The sequence below is a fragment of the Serratia sp. CY56464 genome, assembly GCF_052168435.1.
Classification (GTDB): Bacteria; Pseudomonadota; Gammaproteobacteria; order Enterobacterales; family Enterobacteriaceae; genus Serratia; species Serratia marcescens.
The window spans coordinates 734,453-755,252 of record NZ_JBJNMV010000001.1 but is presented as its reverse complement, the minus strand read 5'-3'; the positions used below and the strand labels follow the sequence as shown (position 1 = coordinate 755,252).

Below are 20,800 nucleotides of genomic sequence, written 5' to 3'. Positions count from 1 at the left end.
GTTGTTCGATTGTTAATCGAATGAAATTGTGAAATTTCATTCCTATCCGTGAATTCATTGTGTTTTCCCACCTAATCTGATTGTCAGATAGACTACAAAAAGCCGAAAAAAACAGAATGAGAGTTATCTGATTTAACCCCGTCACACATTCCACTCGGCGTGTGCAGCATCTAAGACAAAACCCTATTACTGATTTTATAACAATCGCACTAATTATGCCTTCCCCTCCCGGAAATTTCATTTAATCTGCGAAAAGACATTAACGTCTTAATGTAAGAATACTCTCAATAAAACGAAAAAAACGTGCAAATAATATAATCCGTTTTGGCGAAAATATTCCCACATTGAGAGATAGTGCTATAAAAAAAGAAAAAAACGGCAAGCGAAGATGAGAATTTTACCTAAAGGCAGAAAATTTCACTGAGGAGGCGAGGAGAGATGACTCGGAATGAGAGAAATATCCCTCCCCTGTCGGGAGGGATTGAGAAAGCGGTTTGATACTCAGGCCTTTTTCTTGCGGCCATACACCGCCCAGGTGATGACCACACACAAGATATAGAACACCAGGAATACTTTCATTGCCCCCGCCGGCGAACCGGTCAGCGCCAGCGAGGTGCCGAATGCCTGGGGAATAAAGAAACCGCCTGCGGCGCCGATCGCCGAGATAAAGCCCAATGCGGCGGCGGAGTCCGTCACCGCTTCACGCTGTGCGCTCTCGTCACTGCCGCCGGCCGCTTTCACGCGATCGACAGTGATTTTACGGAAAATGACGGCGATCATTTGGAAAGTCGATCCGCTGCCCAGCCCCGCCGTGAGGAACAACACCATAAAGATGCCGTAGAAGGCGATAAACGAACCGCCCTCGCCCGCTGCCGGCAAGGTCAGGAACAACAGCGCGGCGAACACGGCCATCACCACAAAGTTGATCAACGTCACCCGCACGCCGCCGAAACGGTCAGACAGCGCGCCGCCGACCGGCCGTGCCAGCGCACCGAGGAACGGCCCGAAGAAAGCGTAATGCAGGATCACGACCTCCGGAAATTGCGTCTTCGACAGCATGGCGAAACCGGCGGAGAAACCGATGAAAGAACCGAAGGTCGCGAGGTACAGCAAACTCAGCATCCACAAATGCCCACGTTTGAGCACTGGCAGTTGCTGGCGCAGCGATGCCTTGGCCGCCGCCAGATCGTTCATGCCGAACCAGGCCGCCAAGGTGGCGACCAGCAGGAACGGTACCCAGATCCAGGCGGCATTTTCCAGCCACAGCTGTCCCCCTTCTGCCTGATCTTGCGCCGTGCCGCCAAACAGACCAAACAGGCTGAAAGAGATCGCCAACGGCGCGACCAGTTGCATGACGCTGACGCCCAGATTCCCCAACCCGCCGTTGAGACCCAACGCGCCACCCTGACGCGCTTTCGGGAAGAAGAAGCTGATATTGGCCATGCTGGAGGCAAAGTTGGCGCCCGCAAAACCGCATAGCAGGGAAATGATGACGAATACACTGTACGGCGTGCTGCTGTCCTGCACCGCGAATCCCAGCCACAGGCACGGCACCAGCAGGAAGCAGGTGCTGATAGCGGTCCAGCGACGGCCGCCAAACAGCGGGATCACGAAGGAATACGGCACGCGTAAAATAGCGCCCGAGACCGACGGCAGCGCTGTCAACAGGAACAATTGGTCAGTGGAAAAGTTGAAGCCAACCTTGTTCAGGTTGACCGCCACGGCGCTGAACAGCATCCAGACGCAGAAGGCCAGCAGCAGACAGGGAATGGAAATCCACAGGTTGCGGGTGGCGATGCGATGGCCACGCTGCAGCCAAAAGGCGCTGTCTTCAGGATGCCAATCCTGAATCAGCGCACCGGTTTTCTTTGATGAAGGCGTTGCAAGTTGCGACATAAAAACCTCAGACACGGGGGATTATTCCGACACCCTAGGGGGCGGTCCCGGCGGCAAAGTTGATGTATATCAACCCGAATGCAAGTAGTTGGCGGCACAAATAGCGCCTTCATCCCCTTAGGGGTACGTTCTGCATAAAAATTAAATCTTTTACAATCAATAAATTAGAATGAAGCGCTTCGTCATCCTCACCGCTTCTCCGCCCCCCTGGAAACTAATGGGTACTTCATTCGAGGTATGGGGTTATGCTCAGGGATAATCAAAAATACGGCTGAATCGTTACTTGTTTACCCCGTCGCCGCCTTCGCCCCTGAGCTTCAGCGGCGCCAAATGCCAGGAACCCGCGCTTATGAAACGCCTGTTGGCCCCGCTTTCGATCGTGAATCAGGTCGCCCTGCTGATGTTGCTGTCGGGCATTCTGGGCGTGGCCGGCATGGGGATTTCCGCCTGGATGTCGCAAAGCATTCAGGGCAACGCGCATGCCATCAACAAGGCCGGCTCGCTGCGTATGCAAAGCTACCGTCTGCTGGCGCAGGTGCCGCTGGATGAACGGCATGAAGCGTTGATCCGCGAACTGGAGCGCGACGAAAACAGCCCCGACCTGCAGCGTTCGGTGGAACAGGAAGGGTTGACGCAACCTTTCGACGCCTTGCGCGACTACTGGCAACAGACCCTGCAACCTCGCCTGCGCAGCGCGCAGCGCCCGGCCGACGCCGCGCCGCAGGTGGCGCACTTCGTGCAGCTGTTGGATAAGCTGGTGTCGGATATCGACAGGCAAACCGAGCGCCGCCTGCTGATGGTGACGCTGGTGCAGGCCGGCTTTATCGCGCTGACCCTGCTGCTGCTGATCGGCACCACCTGCTACCTGCGCCGCCGGTTGCTGCATCCGTGGCGACAGCTGGTGGAAATGGCGTTGGCGGTGGGCCGCGGCGACTTTAGCCGCCGCTTCGCGCAGCGCGGCCATCAGGATGAAATGGCGTCGCTCGGCGGCGCGTTGAACACCATGTCCGACGAACTGTCGGCCACCTACAGCGGGCTGGAGCAGCGCGTGGCCGAGAAGACCGCGGACCTGCAGCAAAAAAATCAGATGCTGAGTTTTCTCTATCGCGCCAGCCGCCTGCTGCACGCCAGCGAGCCGCTGTGCAGCCGCCTGACGCCGCTGCTCAACCAACTGCAAATCCTGACGCCGCTGCGCGCCATTCAGGTGCGGCTGTATGAAAACGACAGCCGGGAGCCGCTGCTGCAGCTGAGCGGCAACCTGCCGTTGCGGCCGGAGCATTGCCATAATCCGGTGTGCAGCGCCTGCCTGCACGACAGCGACCGCCAGCATCCCGACAGCCCGTCGCTGAGCTGGAGCCTGAGCGACAAGCTTGGCGACTACGGCGTGATCGTGGCGCAACATGCGCCGCAACAGCCGCTGAACGATGAGCACCGCCAGCTGGTCAACACTCTGGTGGAGCAACTGACCAGCGTGCTGGCCATCGAACGTCAGGTAGACCACCAGCAGCAGCTGATGTTGATGGAAGAACGGGCGGCGATCGCCCGCGAGCTGCACGACTCCATCGCCCAATCGCTCTCCTGCCTGAAAATGCAGATCGCCTGCCTGCAGATGCAGGGCGAAACGCTCTCGCCCGCCAGCCAGGCGCTGGTGCAGCAGATGCGCGAAGAGCTGAACGGCGCCTATCGCCAGCTGCGCGAGCTGCTGACCACCTTCCGCCTGCAGCTGACCGAACCGGGCCTGCTGGCGGCGCTGCAATCGACGGTAGAGGAGTTCAATCCCAAACTGGGCCTGAACATCAGCCTCGATTACCAACTGGGGCCGCGCACGGTGCCCGCCTATCAGGCCATTCATCTGCTGCAGATCGCCCGCGAGGCGCTCAGTAACATCCTTAAGCATGCCGCAGCCAGCGAGGTGAGCATTCAGGTCATCAACAAACGGGGCGAAGTGACCCTGAGCGTATGCGACAACGGACGCGGCCTGCCGGCCGAAACATCCCGCCCCGACCATTACGGCTTGATCATCATGCGCGATCGCGCCAAGAGCCTGCACGGCCGTTGCGACATTTTACCGCGCAGCGGCGGCGGCACCGAGGTGCGGGTCAGCTTCACGCCGGATAACCACGCCATCGACTAACGGAGACACCATGACGACAGAAACCGCCGCCACAATCTTACTGATCGACGACCACCCGATGCTGCGCAACGGCGTAAAACAGCTGATTGGCATGGACGCTCGCCTGCAGGTCATCGCCGAAGCCAGCAACGGAGAACAAGGGGTCACGCTGGCGGAGCAGCACGATCCGGATCTGATCCTGCTCGACCTCAACATGCCCGGCATCAACGGGCTGGAAACGCTGGATCGCCTGCGCCAGACCGACCTGTCGGGGCGCGTTGTGGTGTTCAGCGTATCCAACCATGAAGACGACGTCGTCAGCGCGCTCAAACGCGGCGCCGACGGCTATCTGTTGAAAGACATGGAGCCGGAGGATCTGCTGAAGGCGCTGCATCAGGCGGCGGCCGGGCAGATGGTGCTCAGCGAAACGCTGACGCCGATCCTCGCCGCCAGCCTGCGGGAAAACCGCCCCAGCGCCGATCGCGATATTCAGCAATTGACGCCGCGCGAACGGGATATCCTGAAGCTGATCGCCCAAGGGCTGCCGAACAAGCTGATCGCCCGCCGCCTGACCATCACCGAAAGCACCGTCAAGGTGCACGTCAAACACCTGCTGAAAAAGATGAAGCTCAAATCCCGCGTCGAGGCCGCCGTGTGGGTGCTGCAGGGTAAAAACGGTTAATCGCCGCCGTACAGCGGCCCGGTTTGCGCCGGGATCGGCGGCGGCGTCAGGGTTTTGATCGGCGGCAGGCCCGCGTCATCACCGGCGGTCGCCGTCAGCGGCGGCGCCACTTTCAGCTCTATCCAGTTGGACGTCACGCGCTGCTGTTTATCGTCCTCCAGCGTGACCGATAGCCGGTAGCTGTTGGCGGCGCCCGGCGCGTCGTCCCACGGCGGCACGATCGCCGTCCAGCCCTGCGGATCGTTGGCGTTGTGCGGCGGCGTCAGGCTCAGCGCCTGCGTATCCCCCTGCCAACTGACGTGAGCGATGCCGTTCAGCGCCTTGATTTCCAACACCAGCGGCACGGTTTCCCCCGCCTGCAGGCTCCACGGCGGCGTGGCCAGGAACACCTGCAGCGTTTTGCGCTGGCGGAACTCCAGCACCGGCACGTTCTTGCGTTCGATAGGATCGTAGCGGCTGCCGCGCAGCGACTTGGCCTGCGCCACATACTCCGGCGAAATCTGCTTCACCAACGGCACCCCGAGCCGATAGCTCAGCGCCAGCTCGATCTGATCCTGGCTCTGCCCGCCCGCGCCAATCTTATGCAGCGCCTTCATCGTCACCAGCGGCACCGGGGTGTAATTGAGCCCCAGCTGCATCGCGCGCGGATCGTTTTGTTTTTTGCCGCTGCCGAACAGATCGACATTATCGCCGAGATACTGTTCATAGCTGAGCGAACCGCCGATCTGGCGATAAAACGGCAGATAGCCTTGCGTCGTGATGTCGTAACCGCGCGCCGGGCGGCTGAAAAACACGCCATCGCCAGGCTGTTGCGCCAGCGCCGACAGCGGGTAGTAATAGTTGGTGGAGAAACGCAGGTAGTCTCCCCAGGCCTCCGCGCCGACGCTGCCGCGATTGCGCTGCCGGGCGAAATCGCTGTCGAGCGCCGTGTTGTACCCCAGCAGCCAGTCACCGGCGATCCAGCGTTGCCCCAGCGCGAAATTACCGAGCGCCCCGGCGCTTTGCTGCAACCAGCCGATCTGGCTATAGGTCAGCAATCCGTCGACGTCGTACAGCGGGCTGAATAACTGCCCGTTGCTGCCGGTAAAGTCCCCCTCACCGGTCATCTTCAGCGATAACCGGGCGGTGCCCAGCGGCGACAACAGCGCCTGCGCCTGCTGTTGCAGCGCGCCGGTCGCCTGGCCCAGCAGATAATCCTCGGCGCGGCTGCGCATCTGCTGACGGGAAACGTTATTCAGATCTTTTTCGCCGAACTGCTTGGCCATCTCGGCCCACTGCTTCTCGCGCGCGGCGTCATCGGGCGCGCCGCCCAGTTCGGGCAAATTCGCGGCCGGATCTGCGGCGGCCGGTTCGGAAGAGACAACGCTCGCCGGCGCCGGCGGGGATTCGGCGCATGCGGGCGCCGCGCCGGCCAGCCACACCAGCGTCCCGGTCAGCCACACCGTCTGGCGGCTGTGCCAGAGTCGTTTTTTGGTTTTGATGAGTCCCGCCTGAATTTCGTCTTTCATGGCACCGTTGGCCACCCTCCCTCCTGGAGCATGCCAACCCACTGCTTTGCTGTCGCCTTTCCCGCGGCAGATCTGGATACCCTACGCCCCATCAAGGCCGGGGCGCCTCTCCCTTAAAGCCTAACGGCTTGACGAACAGAAACAATAGGATAAACCCCAATCACTCCCCAGTGACGCCGTCACTTACGCCATTTACCGATCCATTCCGGCCGCCAGGTGAATTCACACTATTTCAGCGCCGATTTTGCCGATAAACAACGCAACACCCCACTGTTGCGCGCCTCCGCGCATGACATTGCATCACTCTGCAATACGTGAAGTGGCGATGCGTACGACTGCGCATTTCTCACCACTCACCGCATTTCACCCCGATGAAATACGCATTTTGCCGTTATTTTAAACATCTATTTCACGACTGATGGAGTCTCGATGTTTCTTTCCTTACTGTGGCCCGCGCTGTTTTTCACCGCGCTGCTGTCGGCAGGTATGGTCGCCTTCGCGCTCATCACCCGGTTGGAGCGAACGGCGGCCGTGCGCGCCAGCCCACCGAGATTGCGCCGCCGCAGCCTGCTGCTGACGGCCTTCGGTTTGGCGTTGACGGCGCTGCCCTTCGACCTGCCGGCAGCGCACCGGCTGTGGTTGCCGCCGGCCGCGGCGCTGCTGATCGCCCTGGCCTGGCTAGACGGGCGCCACCGGTGGCTGCCGGACCGGTTGACCCAGCCGCTGCTGTGGGGCGGGATGCTGTGCAATCTTGACGCTCGCTGGGCGACGCTGAGCGACGCGGTTATCGGCGCCGCCGCCGGCTACGGGGGTTTGTGGCTGCTCAACGCGCTTTATCGGAAAGTGCGGCGGCGTGACGGCATCGGCCAGGGTGATTTCAAACTGCTGGCGGCGCTGGGCGCCTGGCTCGGTTGGACGATGCTGCCGCTGTTGGTCTGTCTGGCGGCCATGTTCGGATTAGGCATGGCATTGACCCGCGGCCGACGCAACCGCCGCGCCTGGCGAACGCGGCAACCTTTCGGCATCGCCTTGGCGGCAGCCGGCTGGCTGTTGCTCTTGATGGACGCCGGCCAGAACGCGCCGGCGTTATTCGGTTAGTTCTTCAGTGTCTCGATCAGCCGATTGAGCAATCCGGCCACTTCCGCCGTGCTGGCTGTTGTCGGATTGGCCAGTGGCTGGATCACCGCGAGCCTGGTCGTGGATAACACCTCATCGCTGCGGATTTCCAACGCATCGGAGGGGGGCGTGCTCAATGAAACGCCGTCCGGCCGCCAGTAACTGCCGCGCGTAGTCTGCACCTGATAACTGCCAAAGCCGAAATCTTTCTCGACGCGGTAATATATTTCGCAGCTCAACGGCCCGGTGCGCCGCAACATAAAGGCGCCTTTCGCGCTATAGCTGCCTTTATTGACGACAAAGGCGGTCGCCTGCGAAGACAGATCGAACGTGATATATAAATCGCACGCCAGCACCTTGGTGCTTACGCCCTGTTGAAGAGTAATGCGCGTTGTAGGTTGCCGATCCGGCGCGGTCAGGGTGCCTAAAAAAGTCCACGATTGCTGTTTCGAGATATTGCGCGGCAAATGGTTGCTGGTGGCGGAAGGGGCAATTCCCCGCTCGCCCAGACTGTACATCGCTTCGACCCCGCTTAAAAACGACGTCACATCGACGGTGCTTTTGCCGGCTACCGGGACGCCGCCGTTGTATACGTTACTGAAGGTTACCTCGGTATTGTTGCTGCAGGCGGCGATCGCCGCCGGGAAAGGCGTCTTAGAACCGCTGTAAAGAGTCAACTGACCGATATCCCAACGAGATTCGTTGATGAATCGGCACAACACGCCCCCGCTCTCCACATTCTGCGCGTCCTGGATATTGATATTGCCTATCGTGCCCTGAGCAAAGTTGGTGGACAACACGCTGACATTGGCGGCGCGCTGCGTATTGCGGTTCTCGCAACCCAACGAATTGATCGTGCCGTTAAAATCTTTGAAAGAGTAGATATCGCCGATGCAGTCATCCGCAGCCAACGAGCCGATAGTAGAGTAAAACCCTGAAATTCTGAACGCAGTCCCCTTGGCGCGAGCGGCGTAGAGGCCGTCTATAAAATTGGTGGTGCCGGACTTGTCCATCCACAGCACCCCATCGCCCGGGCGATTGGCGTTTGCCTCCATCTGCACGTTCACCAGCCAGTTAATGAACATGTCGCCCGAGACAAACAGCGAATAACCGCCGACCTTGGTGTAGATGTCGCGAATATCAAACTTCGTCATGTTGCGATCGCTGAACCACACGCCGTGGGTGTCATCTACGCCGGTATCATCCCGCAGCGTCAAGCCGTGCAGCGTCAGATTGGCGAAGCCTTTCACCACGATCACCGCTTTCTTCGTTTCGCCCTGTTCGTTGGTGTAACTGCTGTCCGCAGTCTTGACAATTTTGGTCGCCCGCCCCAATCCGACCACCCGCAAACCGATGCCGCCGTAGATGTCCGTTGTCGTCTGAATGAGTACGTGTCCGGCGACCGTATACACCCGCTTCCCCAGGGACAGCGTACCGCCGGCTTGCAGCGCCGCCGCCGCCGCTTTGTTGATCGCCGGCCCCCAGTTGCTTCCGTCGCTGTCCTGATAAAACTGTTCCGGCGTAACAACCTCACCGGTGGCGAGCAAGCTTGCTGCGCGCGCTCCTGAAACGTTTTCGTTATTGTCCATAATATCTCCTGACGTGATGTGTCCGCATCATTGCGGACGACCGCGGTGAAAGGCGTAAACAACGCCGCCTTTCAGTGCCAATCTATCACCGTCATATGAGCGCGTTATGAAATTTCATTTTATTTCACCCTGACACAACATCTCGCGATTCGAGGTGGCAACAGCAAGCGATTTCACTCGCTGTTGGCCTTTGGTGCGACAGAAAGCTCGGCCAGGCGCGCGGCGTTGCCGCTACTTGCTGACCCGATCCAGATACAGCATGCTGTTGGCGATATCCAGCCGGGCACCTTCGACGTTGTCCCGCAATGCCACCAGCGTTTGCCCCTGCAGCGCCACCACATAGGGCGAGCTGGCCTGCAATTCCCGTTGCAACGTGACGTAACGTGCGCTGCGCGCGGCGCTGTTCCCCTCCGCAGCCGCGGCGCGCGTTTCCGCGCTGATGGCGGGAATGCCCCACTGGGTGCGCCAGGCCAGGGTTTTCGGCCCACCGGGCACGTTATAGGCAAAGGCGCTGGCGTTGGTGTTCGGATCCAGGTAGTCGGCGCCCCAGTAGGTGAAGATCGCCTGAAAATCGCGGCCGCGCATCTTGCCCCACAGATCGCTTTCTACCACCGGATGGATATCCAACCGCAGCCCGGCCTGCGCAAAACTGGCCTGCAGCGCCTGCGCGATGTCGGTATACGGCGGTTGGTTGATGACGATAAGATCGATGCGCGTACCTTCAGCGATGCCGGCATCGCGCAGGATCTGTTTGGCTTTGTCCACGTCGAGCTTAAACGGCCGATCGTCGAGTGCCCCGTCCAATCCCTGTGGCAAGAAGGCCTGATGCACGCGATATTGCCCTTTCAGCAGTTGCTCGGCGATGCTCTGATAATCGACCAGCCAGCGCGCCGCCTGCCACAACGCCGGATTGCCCAGCGCCGGATTGTCTTTGCTGCCGGTGTTGAAACCGAGGTAATAGATCCGGGGCGCATCGGCCTGCTCGATGCGCACGCCAGACGCGTTGCGCAGTGAGTCGAACTGGTCGGCGCCCAGATCGTAGGCCACGTCGGCATCCCCTTTCAGCAACAGCAAACGGCGGGTGCCGGCGTCGCTGACGTTCTTGAACAACACCGTTTTCAACCTTGCCGGCGACGGGGCGTACTCATTGCGGCCAAACAGCAGCGCTTCATGCGGCACATAGTTATTCACCCGATACGGGCCGCCGCCGGCGGAATGGCTGCGCAGCCAAGCGTTACCGTAGTCCCCCTGCTGCGCGTGCTCGTTCAACAGCTTTTCATCCACGATCGAAGCCACATTCGCCGTCAGCAGCCGCAGCGCCAATTCGCTGCCGATGTTGGCGGGCCAACTGAGTTGCACCTGGTTATCTCCCACCTTCTTCAACTGCTGCTCAACGTTATCCGGCGTCCAGCCAAACTCGCCGAGAATAAACGACGGCGCCTTGTTCAGCTTCACCGCGCGAACCAGCGAAAAAATCACATCTTCTGGCCGCAGCGGATTGCCGGAAGCGAAACGCTGCTGCGGTTTCAGGGTAAAGGTCAGGCTGCGGCCATCGGCGCCCGCTTGCCAACTGCCTGCGGCGTCCGGCGCCAGCTTTTGCGGCGCGGCGCGATCCGGCGCCACCAGGCGCTGATAGAGGTTGACCAGATTGGCCGAGCTGACGGTTTCAAAGCTCTCCGCCGGATCGAGGCTGATAATGCCCTCCAACGAACTGACCACCACCAAGGTATCCTGCGGGGTGGCAGCCTGCGCACCGAAAGCGGCCGCCAGCGCGCCATACAATAAGGTTGGGATTAACCGTTTCATCGATACACTCTCCATAATCACGCGGTTGCGTTGTTTTTCGAGTGTAGGGGGTAAGAATTAACAGAAGAACGACGATAAATTGCTTTATTTATTACCAAGATGGATATGCCCGCCGCATTGACGGGCATTGGGTCAAACGATGATGCGGCCGTGCGCCATTGCCACCGAACGATCGCACATGTGGTCAATCACATCCGCATCGTGGCTGACCAGCACCATAGTCAGATCGCCCGCCTGTTTCAGCTCGTTGAGCAGATTGAGGATCTCCGCCTGCACCGACATGTCCAATGCCGAGGTCGGCTCATCCAGCAGCAGCAGCTTCGGCCGCAACAGCAAGGCGCGCACGATCGCCACGCGCTGCCGCTGGCCGCCCGACAGCTGATGCGGGTAGCGATCCAGCAGGCGCGGATCCAACCCCACCTGGCGAAAGCCCGCGCTGATCTTGCGTTCGATGTCGCTTTCCTGCATCAATTTGAGCGGTTCCGACAGCGTACGCAACAGCCGGTGCTTGGGGTGTAGCGAAGCATAGGGATCCTGAAACACCATCTGCACCTCGCGCCGCAGCTCGCCGGTAAATGCCTGCCCCGGTTGCAGCCGCCGCCCCAGCAGCTCAAAACCGCCCTGCCAGCTGCCATTCAGCCCGGCCAGCACCCACAGCAACGAGGACTTGCCGCAGCCGGAAGGCCCCACCAGCCCGAAACACTCACCCGGTTCGATGTGCAGGTTAACCTCATGCACCACGGTGCGCAGCTCGTAGCCCTGGCGGTGACTGACGCTCAGGTTCTCCAGTGCAATTACGCTCATTTCAACGTCTCCAACAGCGCGCGGTCCAGCACCGGCAGCGGTTTGCCGCGCGTCTCGCGGCTCGGCCGGCACGCCCACAGCGTGCGAGTATAAGGATGCGTGGCCTGCGCCAGCTCTGCTGCCGGCAGTTGATCCAACAGCTCGCCTTTGTACATCACCAGCACCCGCTCGCAGTGGTGCGCCACCTGCTGCAAATCGTGGCTGATCAGGATCAGCCCCATGTTGCGTTGCGCCACCAGATTGTCTATCAGTTGCAGCACCTGATCGCGCATTTGGTGATCCAGCGCCGAAGTCGGTTCATCGGCAATCAACAGCTGCGGATCGTTGATCAACGCAATGGCCAGCATCACCCGCTGCCCCATGCCGCCGGAGAGCTGATGCGGATAACGGCCGCACAGCGCCGCCGGATCGGGCAATCCCACCGCCGCCAGCATCTCCAGCACTTTTTCACGCCGCTCGGCGCGGCTCAGCTTGGCATGCAACACCAGCGGTTCCTCCACCTGACGGCCGATCGGCTGATTGGGATTCAACGCATGCTTGGGATCTTGCATCACCATCGCCACCCGGTCGCCGCGCAGGCGGCTCCACTGGCGCTCGCTCAGGCGCGTCAAGTCGTCGTCGCCCAGCGTCAGGCGCTGCGCCTGCAGCTGCAACGGCGGCGGCAATAGCCCCATCAGCGCGCGCGCGGTCAACGATTTGCCGGAGCCGGACTCGCCGACCAGCGCCAGCCGCTCCCGCCCCATGCTGAACGAGATATTCTTCACCAGCGCCGCCGGCTGCGGCCCCGGCACGCCGATCGCCAGCCGTTCAACGGTCAATAACGTGTTATCAGTGCCCATGACGAGGATCCATTTTGTCGCGCAGGCCATCGCCCAGCAGGTTAAACGCCAGGCTGGCGAACAGGATCGCCCCGCCTGGTGCGGCGGCGACCCACCATTGGTCGAAAATCACTTTACTGCCTTCGGCCACCATCGACCCCCATTCGGCGGTCGGCGGCGCGACGCCCATGCCGAGGAACCCCAGACCGGCGGCGGACAGGATGATGCCGCCCAGGCTCAGCGCCGCACGCACCACCGCGCTCGGCAAGCATAAAGGCAAAATGTGGCCGACCATCAGCCGCAACCCGTTGATGCCCTGCATGCGCGCCGCCGCCAGGTAGTCACTGCGGCGCAGCGCCAGGGTTTCGGCCCGCGCCTGGCGGGCAAAGGCCGGCCAGCTGGTCAATGCCAGCGCCAGCGCGCCGTTCATTAGCCCCGGTCCCATGACCGCCACGAATGCCAGCGCGATCACCAGACTCGGCAGCGACAGGAAAATGTCGGTCAGACGCATCAAAATGCGCTCGACCCAGCCGCCGAGGTAACCGGCGCAAATGCCGACCAGCAGGCCGATGGGAATGGTCAACACCAGAATCAGCGACACCAGGATCAGCGTCGGCCGCGCGCCGTAAATCACGCGGGAGAGCAAATCGCGGCCAAAGCCGTCGGTGCCCAGCCAATGTGCAGCCGAAGGCGGCAGTAACCGCAGCTCGATATGCTGCAGATTGGGATCGAAAGGCGCCAGCCACGGAGCCAGCAGCGCGGTGACGATCAGGATCGCCACCAGCGCCGCGCCCAGCGTCAGCGTGGTCAGACGTCGACCGCGGCGGTAACCGACGGCCGGCTCGCTTTGCGGTTCGTGTTCAGAGAGATATTGGCTCATCGGGTTCGCGGATCCACTAAATAGGTCAAGGCGTCGGCCAGCGCATTCAACAGCACGAAACAGGTGCCGATCAGCAGCGTGGCGCCGAGGATCGCCGGCGTGTCGGCGGCAAACAGCGCCGAGGTCAGGTAACGCCCGACGCCGGGCCAGGCGAACACCGTTTCGGTCAATACCGCGCCCTCCAGCAGGCTGGCGTAGGAGAGAGACAGTACGGTGATCAGCGTGCCCAACACGTTGGGGAACACATGGCGCAGCAGAATGCGCAGGCGGCCGGCGCCCTTGGAACGCGCCAGCGTCACGTATTCCTTGTTGCACTCTTCCAGCATCGCCGCCCGCAGCAGCCGGGTGATGCCCGCCATCGACAGCAGCGCCAACGCCACCACCGGCAGCCACAGGTGGCCGATGGCGTTGTAGAACATTTCACGATCGCCGGACAGCCAGCTGTCGATCAACACGAAACCGCTGCGCGGCTCCATGCTGTACAAGTAAATGTCGTCCAGCCGCCCCGGCCCCGCCGACCAATGCAGCGTGGCGTAGAACAGCAACAGCCCGAGCAGGCTCAGCCAGAAAATCGGCACCGAATAACCGATCAGCGACAGCAGACGCGCCGCGTTATCCAGCCAGCTGCCCGGTTTGAGCACCGCCAGAAACGCCAGCGTAATGCCGCCGAGGGCGCCGAGGATAATGGCGCAGGTGGCCAGCTCCACCGTCGCCGGGAAGGTGCGCAACAGATCGCTCAACACCGGCTGCGCGGTAATACGCGAAATGCCCAAATCGCCGTGCGCCAGGTGCACCAGGTAACGCCAAAATTGCACCGGCAGCGGCTGATCCAACCCCAGCTCGTGCCGCACCTGCGCATAGGTGGCTTCGCTGGCGTGATCGCCCGCCACCTGCAGCGCCGGATCGATCGGCGCCAGGTGCGACAGCATGAAGGTGAACAGCAGCAGGCCAAGCAACGTCAGCGCCAGAGACAGCGCGCCGCCGAGCAGCCGCCCGCCCCAGCGCCAATACCGCCGGGCCGCCCCGGCGGACAGGTCAGCGGCCATTACTTGCTGACCTTGCTGTAGAACACCATGTCAGGGTTGATGCCCTGCACATAGCCCTTGAGGTTGTCACGCACCGCAATCAGGCTGCGCGCCTGCAGGCCGATGACAAACGGCGAGCTTTGCTGCACCTGTTTTTGCAGTTGCTGGTAGTCTGCCACCCGTTTGGCGGTGTCATTTTCCGCGGTGGCGGCCAGCGTCAGCTTGCTCAGCGCCGGGATCTGCCAGTTGGCGCGCCAGGCCAGCGTCTTGCTGCCGTCTTCCGGGTTGTAGGCGAAGGCGGCGGCGTTGGTGTTAGGGTCGAAGTAATCCGGCCCCCAGGAGGTCAGCGTCGCATCGTAGTTAAGCGCTTTCACCTTGGTGGAGACCTGCGAACTGATGCCCGGCACCAGTTCGACCTTCACGCCGCCCTGGGCAAAACTGGCCTGCAGCGCCTGGGCGATATCCAGATACGGCGGCTGGTTGTTGACGTCCAGGCGGAAACTGACGTTGCTCAGCCCCGCTTTGGCCAGTATTTCTTTGGCTTTCTGCGGATTGAAGCTGTACGGCTGATCCTTGAGCGCGCCCAGATAACCGTCCGGCAGGAATGCCTGATGGCTCTGGAATTGCCCTTTCAGCAGATCGTCAGCGATGCCTTGGTAATCGAACAGCCAGCGCGCCGCCTCCCAGAACGCCGGATTGCCGAGCGCCGGTGACGCCTTGGCGTTGAACTGCAGGAAATAAAGCGAGGCGTAAGGAATGGCCAACGGTTTGACGCCCGGCTTGCCCTTCAGGGCCGCCATCTGGTCCGCCCCCAGGTTGCGGGCGATATCGGCATCGCCCTGCTCGATCAGCAAACGCCGCGCCGCCGGATCGGGCACGTTTTTGATCAGGATGGTTTTCAGCGTCGGCGCCCCTTCCGGCGAGCCGGGATTGGCGTCCAGCACCACCACTTCATGCGGCACATAGGTGCGGATTTTGTAAGGGCCGCTGCCGGCGGAGTGGCTGTTCAACCATTGGTGCCCCAGATCGTCGCCCTGCTGGTGCGCCAGCGCCTCTTTAGCGTCGACGATCGAGGATACCGGCGCCGACAGCAGGCTGAGCACGAAAGCCGGGCTGACGTTCTCACTCCAGCTGATTTTTACCGTGTGCTCGTCCACCTTGCTCAGGTGTTGCTCCACGTTCTTCGCGTTCCAGCCCAGCTGCGTCAGGATAAACGACGGTTCGAGATTGAGTTTAACCACCCGTGAAAGCGAGAAGATCACGTCTTCCGGCCGCAGCGGATTGCCGCTGGCGAACGTGGCGTCCGGGCGCAGGCTGAAAGTCAGGCTGCGGTCGTCGGCGCCGGCCTGCCAGCTGCTGGCCAGGGTTGGTTTAAGATCGATGGGATTGTGCGGATCTGACTGGATCAGACGTTGATACAGGCTGTTGAACGACTGCACCGTGGTTAACTCAAATCCCTGGGCCGGGTCAAAGCTGACCACGTCATCGATAGATTGCGCGATCACCAGCGTGTTGGCCGGCGTCGCCGCCTGTGCGTTTACGCTGGCCGCCACGGCCAAAAACAGCAAAGAAGGAACGAGCGCTTTCATCTGAAACTCTCCAAGCGGATGGAATTTATAATAATTTTGCGAGTGTATGCGAGCACGATCGGCAGCTGAAGGTACTTAAATCACTATAGATATTCTTTTTATGTATATAGATGGGATTTTGATTATTAGGCAGGCGATGCAGCATGTGCGGCAGGCATTGCCTGCCGCTATCGATTAAATCTGGTAGTCAATCACCGCATCCAGCTGCGACGAGAAGACCTTGTCTTTGATTTCGGTCAGCGACAACGTCGGGTTGCACAGCTGAATAAAGCGCCAGGCATAGTTGCGCTGCAGCTGGCTGCGTTTCAGGCCCAGCCAGACCGTATTGGGTTCAAACAAATGCTCGGCGTTGAGGCTGACCAAGCCGCGATCGCGCTCTTTTTCATACGACATGTCCGCCAGCACGCCCACGCCCAACCCCAGCTCGACATAGGTTTTAATCACGTCGGAATCTTGCGCGCTGAGCGCGATGTCCGGCGTCAGGCCCGCCGATTTGAACGCCGCATCCAGCTTCGCGCGGCCGGTAATGCCCTGGCGGTAAGTGATCAGCGGCAAGGTGCTGAGCATCTCCAGCGTCACCTGCGGCTGCCGCGTCAACTCGTGCCCTTCCGGCACCAGAATGGTGTGATGCCAGCGGTAGTAAGGGAACGCCGCCAGCGACTCGTCGCTCATCAGCCGTTCGCTGGCAATGCCGATATCGGCTTCACCGGCGGCCAGCATCGAGACGATCTCCTCCGGGCTGCCCTGATTGAGCACCACCCGCACCCGTGGGTAAAGCGCGCGAAACTCTTTGATCACCCCCGGCAGGCTATAGCGCGCCTGGGTGTGCGTCGTCGCGATATGCAGCTGCCCCGAATCGTTGCTGCTGAAGACATCCGCCAGGCGACGGATGTTGTTCGCGTCGTTAAGAATGCGCTCCGCCACCACCAGCAGCTCTTTGCCGGGCTCGGTCATGCCCAGCAGCCGTTTGCCGCGGCGAATGAATATTTCGATGCCCAGCTCTTCTTCCAGCTCGCGAATATGCCGGCTAACGCCGGACTGCGAAGTAAATAAGGTATTGGCGACCTCGGTCAGGTTGTAGTTGCAGCGCGCCGATTCGCGAATAATTTTTAATTGTTGAAAGTTCATCCCCGTCTCCCTGTTTCTTGCAGTAGCGTCTGCCATATTGATACGGAGTCCTGCGGGGCTGAACAAATAAGAAATAACCTTTACTTATGCAATTTAATACTAAGTGAATTATTTATCGTGGCTCTCGGGGGATGAGGACGGGGGAAAATGATGAATGGCTTTAAAAATAAAGAGATAAATAACCACACAAATAAAGCAACTTAAGTCATCATGCAGAATAAAGTTATTAAATAGAGGCATTAGATATAAAAAAGGGCCCAGCATGCTGAGCCCCTCACCGTTCGCATTCCCGCAGCAGCCTCAGGCGGTGGCCTCGCTGCCGATGCCGCCGGTGCGGTTCTGCTGCAACCATTGCTGTACATAGCGCACCAGATCGCCGATGCAATCATCCTGCATGCCGTGGTGCTTCAGCTCGTTATCCAACGCAAACAGGTATTGCGCGTTGGTGCCCAGCGGGCCGCTGGCGCTGGCGATCAATGGCGCGATCACCTGGTGGCTGGTGTCTGCTTCAAACAGCGGGTGCTGCGCGTTCATCACGAACACCAGCGCCGTGACGGTCTCTCCGCCATCCAACTGCAGTTCACACCAGGTCGGCACGTAGCAATCGGTCACCATTTCGCGCTTCCAAAGCAGCTCCAGCTCTTCTCGCAGCTTGCCTTCCGGCAGACGAAACGCCAATCCGGTGGTCTGGCCGCCCTCTTTCAGCGCCAGCATGCGCCCCGGCTGATGCAGCGTGCCGCGCCCGGCGGTCAAACGCATGCAGAACGCCCGATGCCAGCCCTGCAGCATGGCGGGCCGCACTTCTTCAGATTCGAAAACCGGATTCCACATCAGCGAACCGTAACCGAATACCCATACCGGGCTGTGATCCGGCCGGCGCGATAGCGTGCATTCCAACGAGGCTGCGCGCTGTTCAGGCGTCAGCAACAGCGACTCCTCAATAGCGCCAAAGGCGGTTTTGCAATCCGCTTTTTGCAGAAAATCTCGCGTTAACACTGTTACAACCTCCCGGGAATACGATTTCTCGTCCTCCCTCGCCACTACTGAACCTTTGCAATTTTATTTTTTGGTGCGGAATTTTATTAATTCAATAACCGCGCCGATTAATAATGACCATATTCTTTTCCCGCCGCGCAATCAAGTTGCAAAGCGGCGTTAACGTGGAAAAGTATTTGTACTGAGCAGCAACAATATTAATTGCCGAGGTCAGCATAACATCTGCGCGATTCTTACCGGGGCATAGAGGCGTTACTTTTTATGCCAGCGTTCGTCGTCGCCCTTGCGATAGCTTTGCTTGACCGCCGCCCAGGCCACTTTATGCGCCGTCTCCTCCCGGCTGTCGTCACCGCGCCGATCGTCGGGATCCCGGTATTGTTGCCAGGCGCTGTTAAACGCTTCTTTATAGATCGCCTGCGCATGTTCCGGCAGCACATGCTTCACATTGTCCGGCAAGTCGTTCGTGTCTTGGTATGGCATCACATCCTCCCGTGCGTATTGCGTGAACCTTAAGCCTAGCCCACACGCGGTTACGCCTCAATGAGCAAACAATTCTCATTATCAAACGGCATGGTATACTCACCGCCAAACGACCTATAAGGAGATCCCCGTGACTACCGAATCCCCTCGCTCACGCGCCCCCTACCTGATCGCCGTCAGCGCCGTACAGGACATTACGCCGCACCTGCGCCGCATCACCTTTACCGCGCCCGATCTGCGCTACTATCCGGCCAACGCCGCCGCCGCGCACATCAAGGTCTTTTTGCCGCTCGCCGGCCAAACGCAGCCGGATCTGCCGACGCTGACCGAAAACGGCCCGCGCTGGGCTGCCGATGCCGTGCGCCCGATCGTGCGCACCTATTCCATTCGCGCCGTGCGCCCGGAACAGGCGGAAGTGGACATCGAATTCGCCATTCACGATCACCAGGGACCGGCGGTCGACTTCGCGCGCCAGGCGAAAATCGGCGATAAAATCGGCATCAGCAATCCAGGCGGCCCCAAACCGATGCTGCCGGCCGCCGACTTCTACTGCCTGGCGGGCGATCCTTCTTCGCTGCCGGCGTTGGCCGCGCTGCTGGAAAACCTGCCGCCGCACGGCGCCGGGCGCGCTTTCGTCCGCGTCGATAGCACTGCCGACGTGATTGACCTGAAAAAGCCTGCCGGCGTTGAGGTGAATTGGGTCGTCGGCGGCACAGAGAAAACCGACGAATTGGTCGCTCGGTTCCGCGCGCAGTCCGTGCCGCAGGGTGAAGCGCATTTCTGGCTCGCCGGTGAAGATCGCCTGGTAGTAGAGTTGCGCCGTTACCTGCGGCGCGAACGTCAATGCGATCGTAATCGTCTTTATGCCGTGCCTTACTGGCGTGAGGGGCTAAATGAAGAGGGTTACCACAATAAACGGCATGAAATCATGGATAATATTGACGACTGACCGTCTCATTCTCCTTGATTAACCGAGCAGTAAACAAGTAAACACGACTTTTCTCAAATCTAACGTTAAAAATTAGCGTTATTGCGTAAAAGTAAGTAAATAAAACCGCACCCCGTGCGGTTTTTTTGTTACCCTGATCACATAAAGCAAGCAATTGCTTTCTCAGATAAAAACAACATCACACCGGCGCCGCGGGTGTATCCTAATATAAAATACCTACTGGAAACGCAGAGTTGCCGCATCACGGCGACCGGCGCTGACGGGCTACGCTGTTTGAGAAGGAGTGCCACCCTCATGAAGTCGCAACACGATCCTGGCCGATCCACCAAGTCTCGCCACACCGAATACTCGCTGATCTTCCCCATCGCCGCGCTGGTGGTGTTGAATTTATGGGGCAGCACCGCTAACTTTCCGCTGATTGTCGGCATCAATATTCTCGCGCTGGTGGGGATCCTCAGCAGCGCCTTCAGCGTGGTGCGCCACGCCGACGTGCTGGCCCACCGATTGGGCGAACCCTACGGCTCGCTGATCCTCAGCCTGTCGGTGGTGATCCTCGAAGTCAGCCTGATCTCGGCGTTGATGGCCACCGGCGACGCCGCGCCGGCGCTGATGCGCGACACGCTGTACTCCATCATCATGATCGTTTCCGCCGGCCTGGTCGGCTTCGCGCTGCTGCTCGGCGGGCGCAAGTTCGCCACCCAGTACGTCAACCTGGGCGGCATAAAGCAGTATCTGATGGCGATTTTCCCGCTGGCGGTGATCGTGCTGGTGTTCCCGAGCGCGCTGCCGGGCGGCAACTTCAGCACCGGGCAAGCGCTGCTGGTGGCGCTGATTTCCGCCGCCATGTATGGCGTGTTCCTGGTGATCCAGACCAAAACCCACCAGAGCCTGTTCGTGTACGAGCATGAAGACGACGATGGCGACCCGCACCACGGCAAGCCTTCTTCGCACAGCAGCGCCTGGCACGCCGCCTGGCTCATCGTGCACCTGATCGCGGTTATCGCCGTCACCAAGTTCAATGCCAATCCGCTGGAAGGCCTGCTGACCAAGATGAATGCGCCGGCGCAGTTCACCGGCTTCCTAGTGGCGCTGCTGATCCTGTCGCCGGAAGGCCTGGGCGCGCTGCGCGCCGTGTTGAACAACCAGGTGCAACGCGCCATGAACCTGTTCTTCGGTTCGGTGCTGGCGACCATCTCCCTGACGGTGCCGGCGGTCACCATCATCGCTACCCTGACCGGGCAGACGCTGATCTTCGGCCTGCAAACGCCGCATATCGTGGTGATGCTGACGGTGTTGCTGCTGTGCCAGCTGTCGTTCTCGACCGGCCGCACCAACGTGCTGAACGGCACCGCTCACCTGGCGCTGTTCGCCGCCTACATGATGACGATCTTCGCCTGATCAAAAAGGGGCGCACTCTGTGC

The 20,800-nt window shown here is 60.3% G+C and carries 17 protein-coding genes; 5 read left to right on the top strand and 12 right to left on the bottom strand.

Features of this window, described 5'->3' with window-relative positions:
- Positions 1 to 501: 501 nt before the first annotated feature.
- The gene (locus ACJ8KE_RS03750; protein WP_016927348.1) at positions 502 to 1,896 is read right to left on the bottom strand and encodes a NarK family nitrate/nitrite MFS transporter; all 1,395 of its coding nucleotides are present in this window, start codon (positions 1,894 to 1,896) and stop codon (positions 502 to 504) included.
- Between the two features lie 349 nt (positions 1,897 to 2,245).
- Here ACJ8KE_RS03750 and narX point away from each other — a divergent pair, with 349 nt between their 5' ends.
- Both narX and narL read left to right on the top strand, forming a co-directional pair.
- Positions 2,246 to 4,030 (top strand): nitrate/nitrite two-component system sensor histidine kinase NarX, encoded by a 1,785-nt coding sequence (gene narX, locus ACJ8KE_RS03745; RefSeq protein WP_442517140.1) that lies wholly within the window; start codon positions 2,246 to 2,248, stop codon positions 4,028 to 4,030.
- A gap of 10 nt (positions 4,031 to 4,040) precedes the next feature.
- Positions 4,041 to 4,691 (top strand): two-component system response regulator NarL, encoded by a 651-nt coding sequence (gene narL, locus ACJ8KE_RS03740; protein ID WP_016927346.1) that lies wholly within the window; start codon positions 4,041 to 4,043, stop codon positions 4,689 to 4,691.
- Here narL and ACJ8KE_RS03735 read toward each other — a convergent pair.
- A complete protein-coding gene (locus ACJ8KE_RS03735; protein WP_115436728.1) occupies positions 4,688 to 6,199 on the bottom strand; it encodes a YchO/YchP family invasin in 1,512 nt (503 codons plus the stop codon). The genes narL and ACJ8KE_RS03735 overlap by 4 nt on opposite strands.
- A gap of 429 nt (positions 6,200 to 6,628) precedes the next feature.
- Between ACJ8KE_RS03735 and ACJ8KE_RS03730 the strand changes: the two genes are divergently transcribed.
- Positions 6,629 to 7,297: a prepilin peptidase gene (locus ACJ8KE_RS03730; protein WP_097101852.1), complete on the top strand. Its 669-nt coding sequence runs from the start codon at positions 6,629 to 6,631 to the stop codon at positions 7,295 to 7,297.
- Here the strand turns inward: ACJ8KE_RS03730 and ACJ8KE_RS03725 are convergent.
- The 10 genes from ACJ8KE_RS03725 to chaB form a co-directional block, all read right to left on the bottom strand.
- Positions 7,294 to 8,904, bottom strand: a complete 1,611-nt coding sequence (locus ACJ8KE_RS03725; RefSeq protein WP_117286719.1) for a hypothetical protein — start codon at positions 8,902 to 8,904, stop codon at positions 7,294 to 7,296. The two genes, ACJ8KE_RS03730 and ACJ8KE_RS03725, sit on opposite strands and share 4 nt — an antisense overlap.
- Before the next feature lie 231 nt (positions 8,905 to 9,135).
- Positions 9,136 to 10,710: an ABC transporter substrate-binding protein gene (locus ACJ8KE_RS03720; RefSeq protein WP_079451508.1), complete on the bottom strand. Its 1,575-nt coding sequence runs from the start codon at positions 10,708 to 10,710 to the stop codon at positions 9,136 to 9,138.
- 132 nt (positions 10,711 to 10,842) lie between these two features.
- Complete coding sequence (locus ACJ8KE_RS03715; RefSeq protein WP_016927341.1) at positions 10,843 to 11,514, bottom strand: ABC transporter ATP-binding protein; 672 nt, start codon at positions 11,512 to 11,514, stop codon at positions 10,843 to 10,845.
- The gene (locus tag ACJ8KE_RS03710) at positions 11,511 to 12,353 is read right to left on the bottom strand and encodes an ABC transporter ATP-binding protein (RefSeq protein WP_079451509.1); all 843 of its coding nucleotides are present in this window, start codon (positions 12,351 to 12,353) and stop codon (positions 11,511 to 11,513) included. The genes ACJ8KE_RS03715 and ACJ8KE_RS03710 overlap by 4 nt, the downstream gene beginning before the upstream one ends.
- Entirely contained in the window at positions 12,343 to 13,212 is an 870-nt protein-coding gene (locus ACJ8KE_RS03705) for an ABC transporter permease (protein WP_016927339.1), read from the bottom strand. Before ACJ8KE_RS03705 ends, ACJ8KE_RS03710 begins: the two co-directional genes overlap by 11 nt.
- Positions 13,209 to 14,258, bottom strand: coding sequence for an ABC transporter permease (locus ACJ8KE_RS03700; protein WP_016927338.1), 1,050 nt, complete (start codon positions 14,256 to 14,258; stop codon positions 13,209 to 13,211). Before ACJ8KE_RS03700 ends, ACJ8KE_RS03705 begins: the two co-directional genes overlap by 4 nt.
- Positions 14,258 to 15,826, bottom strand: a complete 1,569-nt coding sequence (locus ACJ8KE_RS03695; protein WP_016927337.1) for an ABC transporter substrate-binding protein — start codon at positions 15,824 to 15,826, stop codon at positions 14,258 to 14,260. Before ACJ8KE_RS03695 ends, ACJ8KE_RS03700 begins: the two co-directional genes overlap by 1 nt.
- A gap of 174 nt (positions 15,827 to 16,000) precedes the next feature.
- Positions 16,001 to 16,954, bottom strand: coding sequence for an HTH-type transcriptional regulator Cbl (cbl, locus tag ACJ8KE_RS03690; protein ID WP_004934716.1), 954 nt, complete (start codon positions 16,952 to 16,954; stop codon positions 16,001 to 16,003).
- 300 nt (positions 16,955 to 17,254) lie between these two features.
- Positions 17,255 to 17,950, bottom strand: coding sequence for a gamma-glutamylcyclotransferase (locus tag ACJ8KE_RS03685; RefSeq protein WP_016927336.1), 696 nt, complete (start codon positions 17,948 to 17,950; stop codon positions 17,255 to 17,257).
- Positions 17,951 to 18,202: 252 nt separating this feature from the next.
- On the bottom strand, positions 18,203 to 18,430 hold the full coding sequence (gene chaB / locus ACJ8KE_RS03680; RefSeq protein WP_016927335.1) for a putative cation transport regulator ChaB: 228 nt from the start codon (positions 18,428 to 18,430) through the stop codon (positions 18,203 to 18,205).
- 130 nt (positions 18,431 to 18,560) lie between these two features.
- Between chaB and ACJ8KE_RS03675 the strand changes: the two genes are divergently transcribed.
- Entirely contained in the window at positions 18,561 to 19,379 is an 819-nt protein-coding gene (locus ACJ8KE_RS03675; protein ID WP_016927334.1) for a siderophore-interacting protein, read from the top strand.
- A 294-nt stretch (positions 19,380 to 19,673) separates the two neighbouring features.
- Positions 19,674 to 20,777: a sodium-potassium/proton antiporter ChaA gene (gene chaA, locus ACJ8KE_RS03670; RefSeq protein WP_004934723.1), complete on the top strand. Its 1,104-nt coding sequence runs from the start codon at positions 19,674 to 19,676 to the stop codon at positions 20,775 to 20,777.
- Positions 20,778 to 20,800 lie beyond the last annotated feature (23 nt).

Bases quoted from the DNA above. Each gene is read 5' to 3' on its own strand.
- ACJ8KE_RS03750 (WP_016927348.1), bottom strand. From the start codon at position 1,896: ATGTCGCAACTTGCAACGCCTTCATCAAAGAAAACCGGTGCGCTGATT.
- narX (WP_442517140.1), top strand. From the start codon at position 2,246: ATGAAACGCCTGTTGGCCCCGCTTTCGATCGTGAATCAGGTCGCCCTG.
- narL (WP_016927346.1), top strand. From the start codon at position 4,041: ATGACGACAGAAACCGCCGCCACAATCTTACTGATCGACGACCACCCG.
- ACJ8KE_RS03735 (WP_115436728.1), bottom strand. From the start codon at position 6,199: ATGAAAGACGAAATTCAGGCGGGACTCATCAAAACCAAAAAACGACTC.
- ACJ8KE_RS03730 (WP_097101852.1), top strand. From the start codon at position 6,629: ATGTTTCTTTCCTTACTGTGGCCCGCGCTGTTTTTCACCGCGCTGCTG.
- ACJ8KE_RS03725 (WP_117286719.1), bottom strand. From the start codon at position 8,904: ATGGACAATAACGAAAACGTTTCAGGAGCGCGCGCAGCAAGCTTGCTC.
- ACJ8KE_RS03720 (WP_079451508.1), bottom strand. From the start codon at position 10,710: ATGAAACGGTTAATCCCAACCTTATTGTATGGCGCGCTGGCGGCCGCT.
- ACJ8KE_RS03715 (WP_016927341.1), bottom strand. From the start codon at position 11,514: ATGAGCGTAATTGCACTGGAGAACCTGAGCGTCAGTCACCGCCAGGGC.
- ACJ8KE_RS03710 (WP_079451509.1), bottom strand. From the start codon at position 12,353: ATGGGCACTGATAACACGTTATTGACCGTTGAACGGCTGGCGATCGGC.
- ACJ8KE_RS03705 (WP_016927339.1), bottom strand. From the start codon at position 13,212: ATGAGCCAATATCTCTCTGAACACGAACCGCAAAGCGAGCCGGCCGTC.
- ACJ8KE_RS03700 (WP_016927338.1), bottom strand. From the start codon at position 14,258: ATGGCCGCTGACCTGTCCGCCGGGGCGGCCCGGCGGTATTGGCGCTGG.
- ACJ8KE_RS03695 (WP_016927337.1), bottom strand. From the start codon at position 15,826: ATGAAAGCGCTCGTTCCTTCTTTGCTGTTTTTGGCCGTGGCGGCCAGC.
- cbl (WP_004934716.1), bottom strand. From the start codon at position 16,954: ATGAACTTTCAACAATTAAAAATTATTCGCGAATCGGCGCGCTGCAAC.
- chaB (WP_016927335.1), bottom strand. From the start codon at position 18,430: ATGCCATACCAAGACACGAACGACTTGCCGGACAATGTGAAGCATGTG.
- chaA (WP_004934723.1), top strand. From the start codon at position 19,674: ATGAAGTCGCAACACGATCCTGGCCGATCCACCAAGTCTCGCCACACC.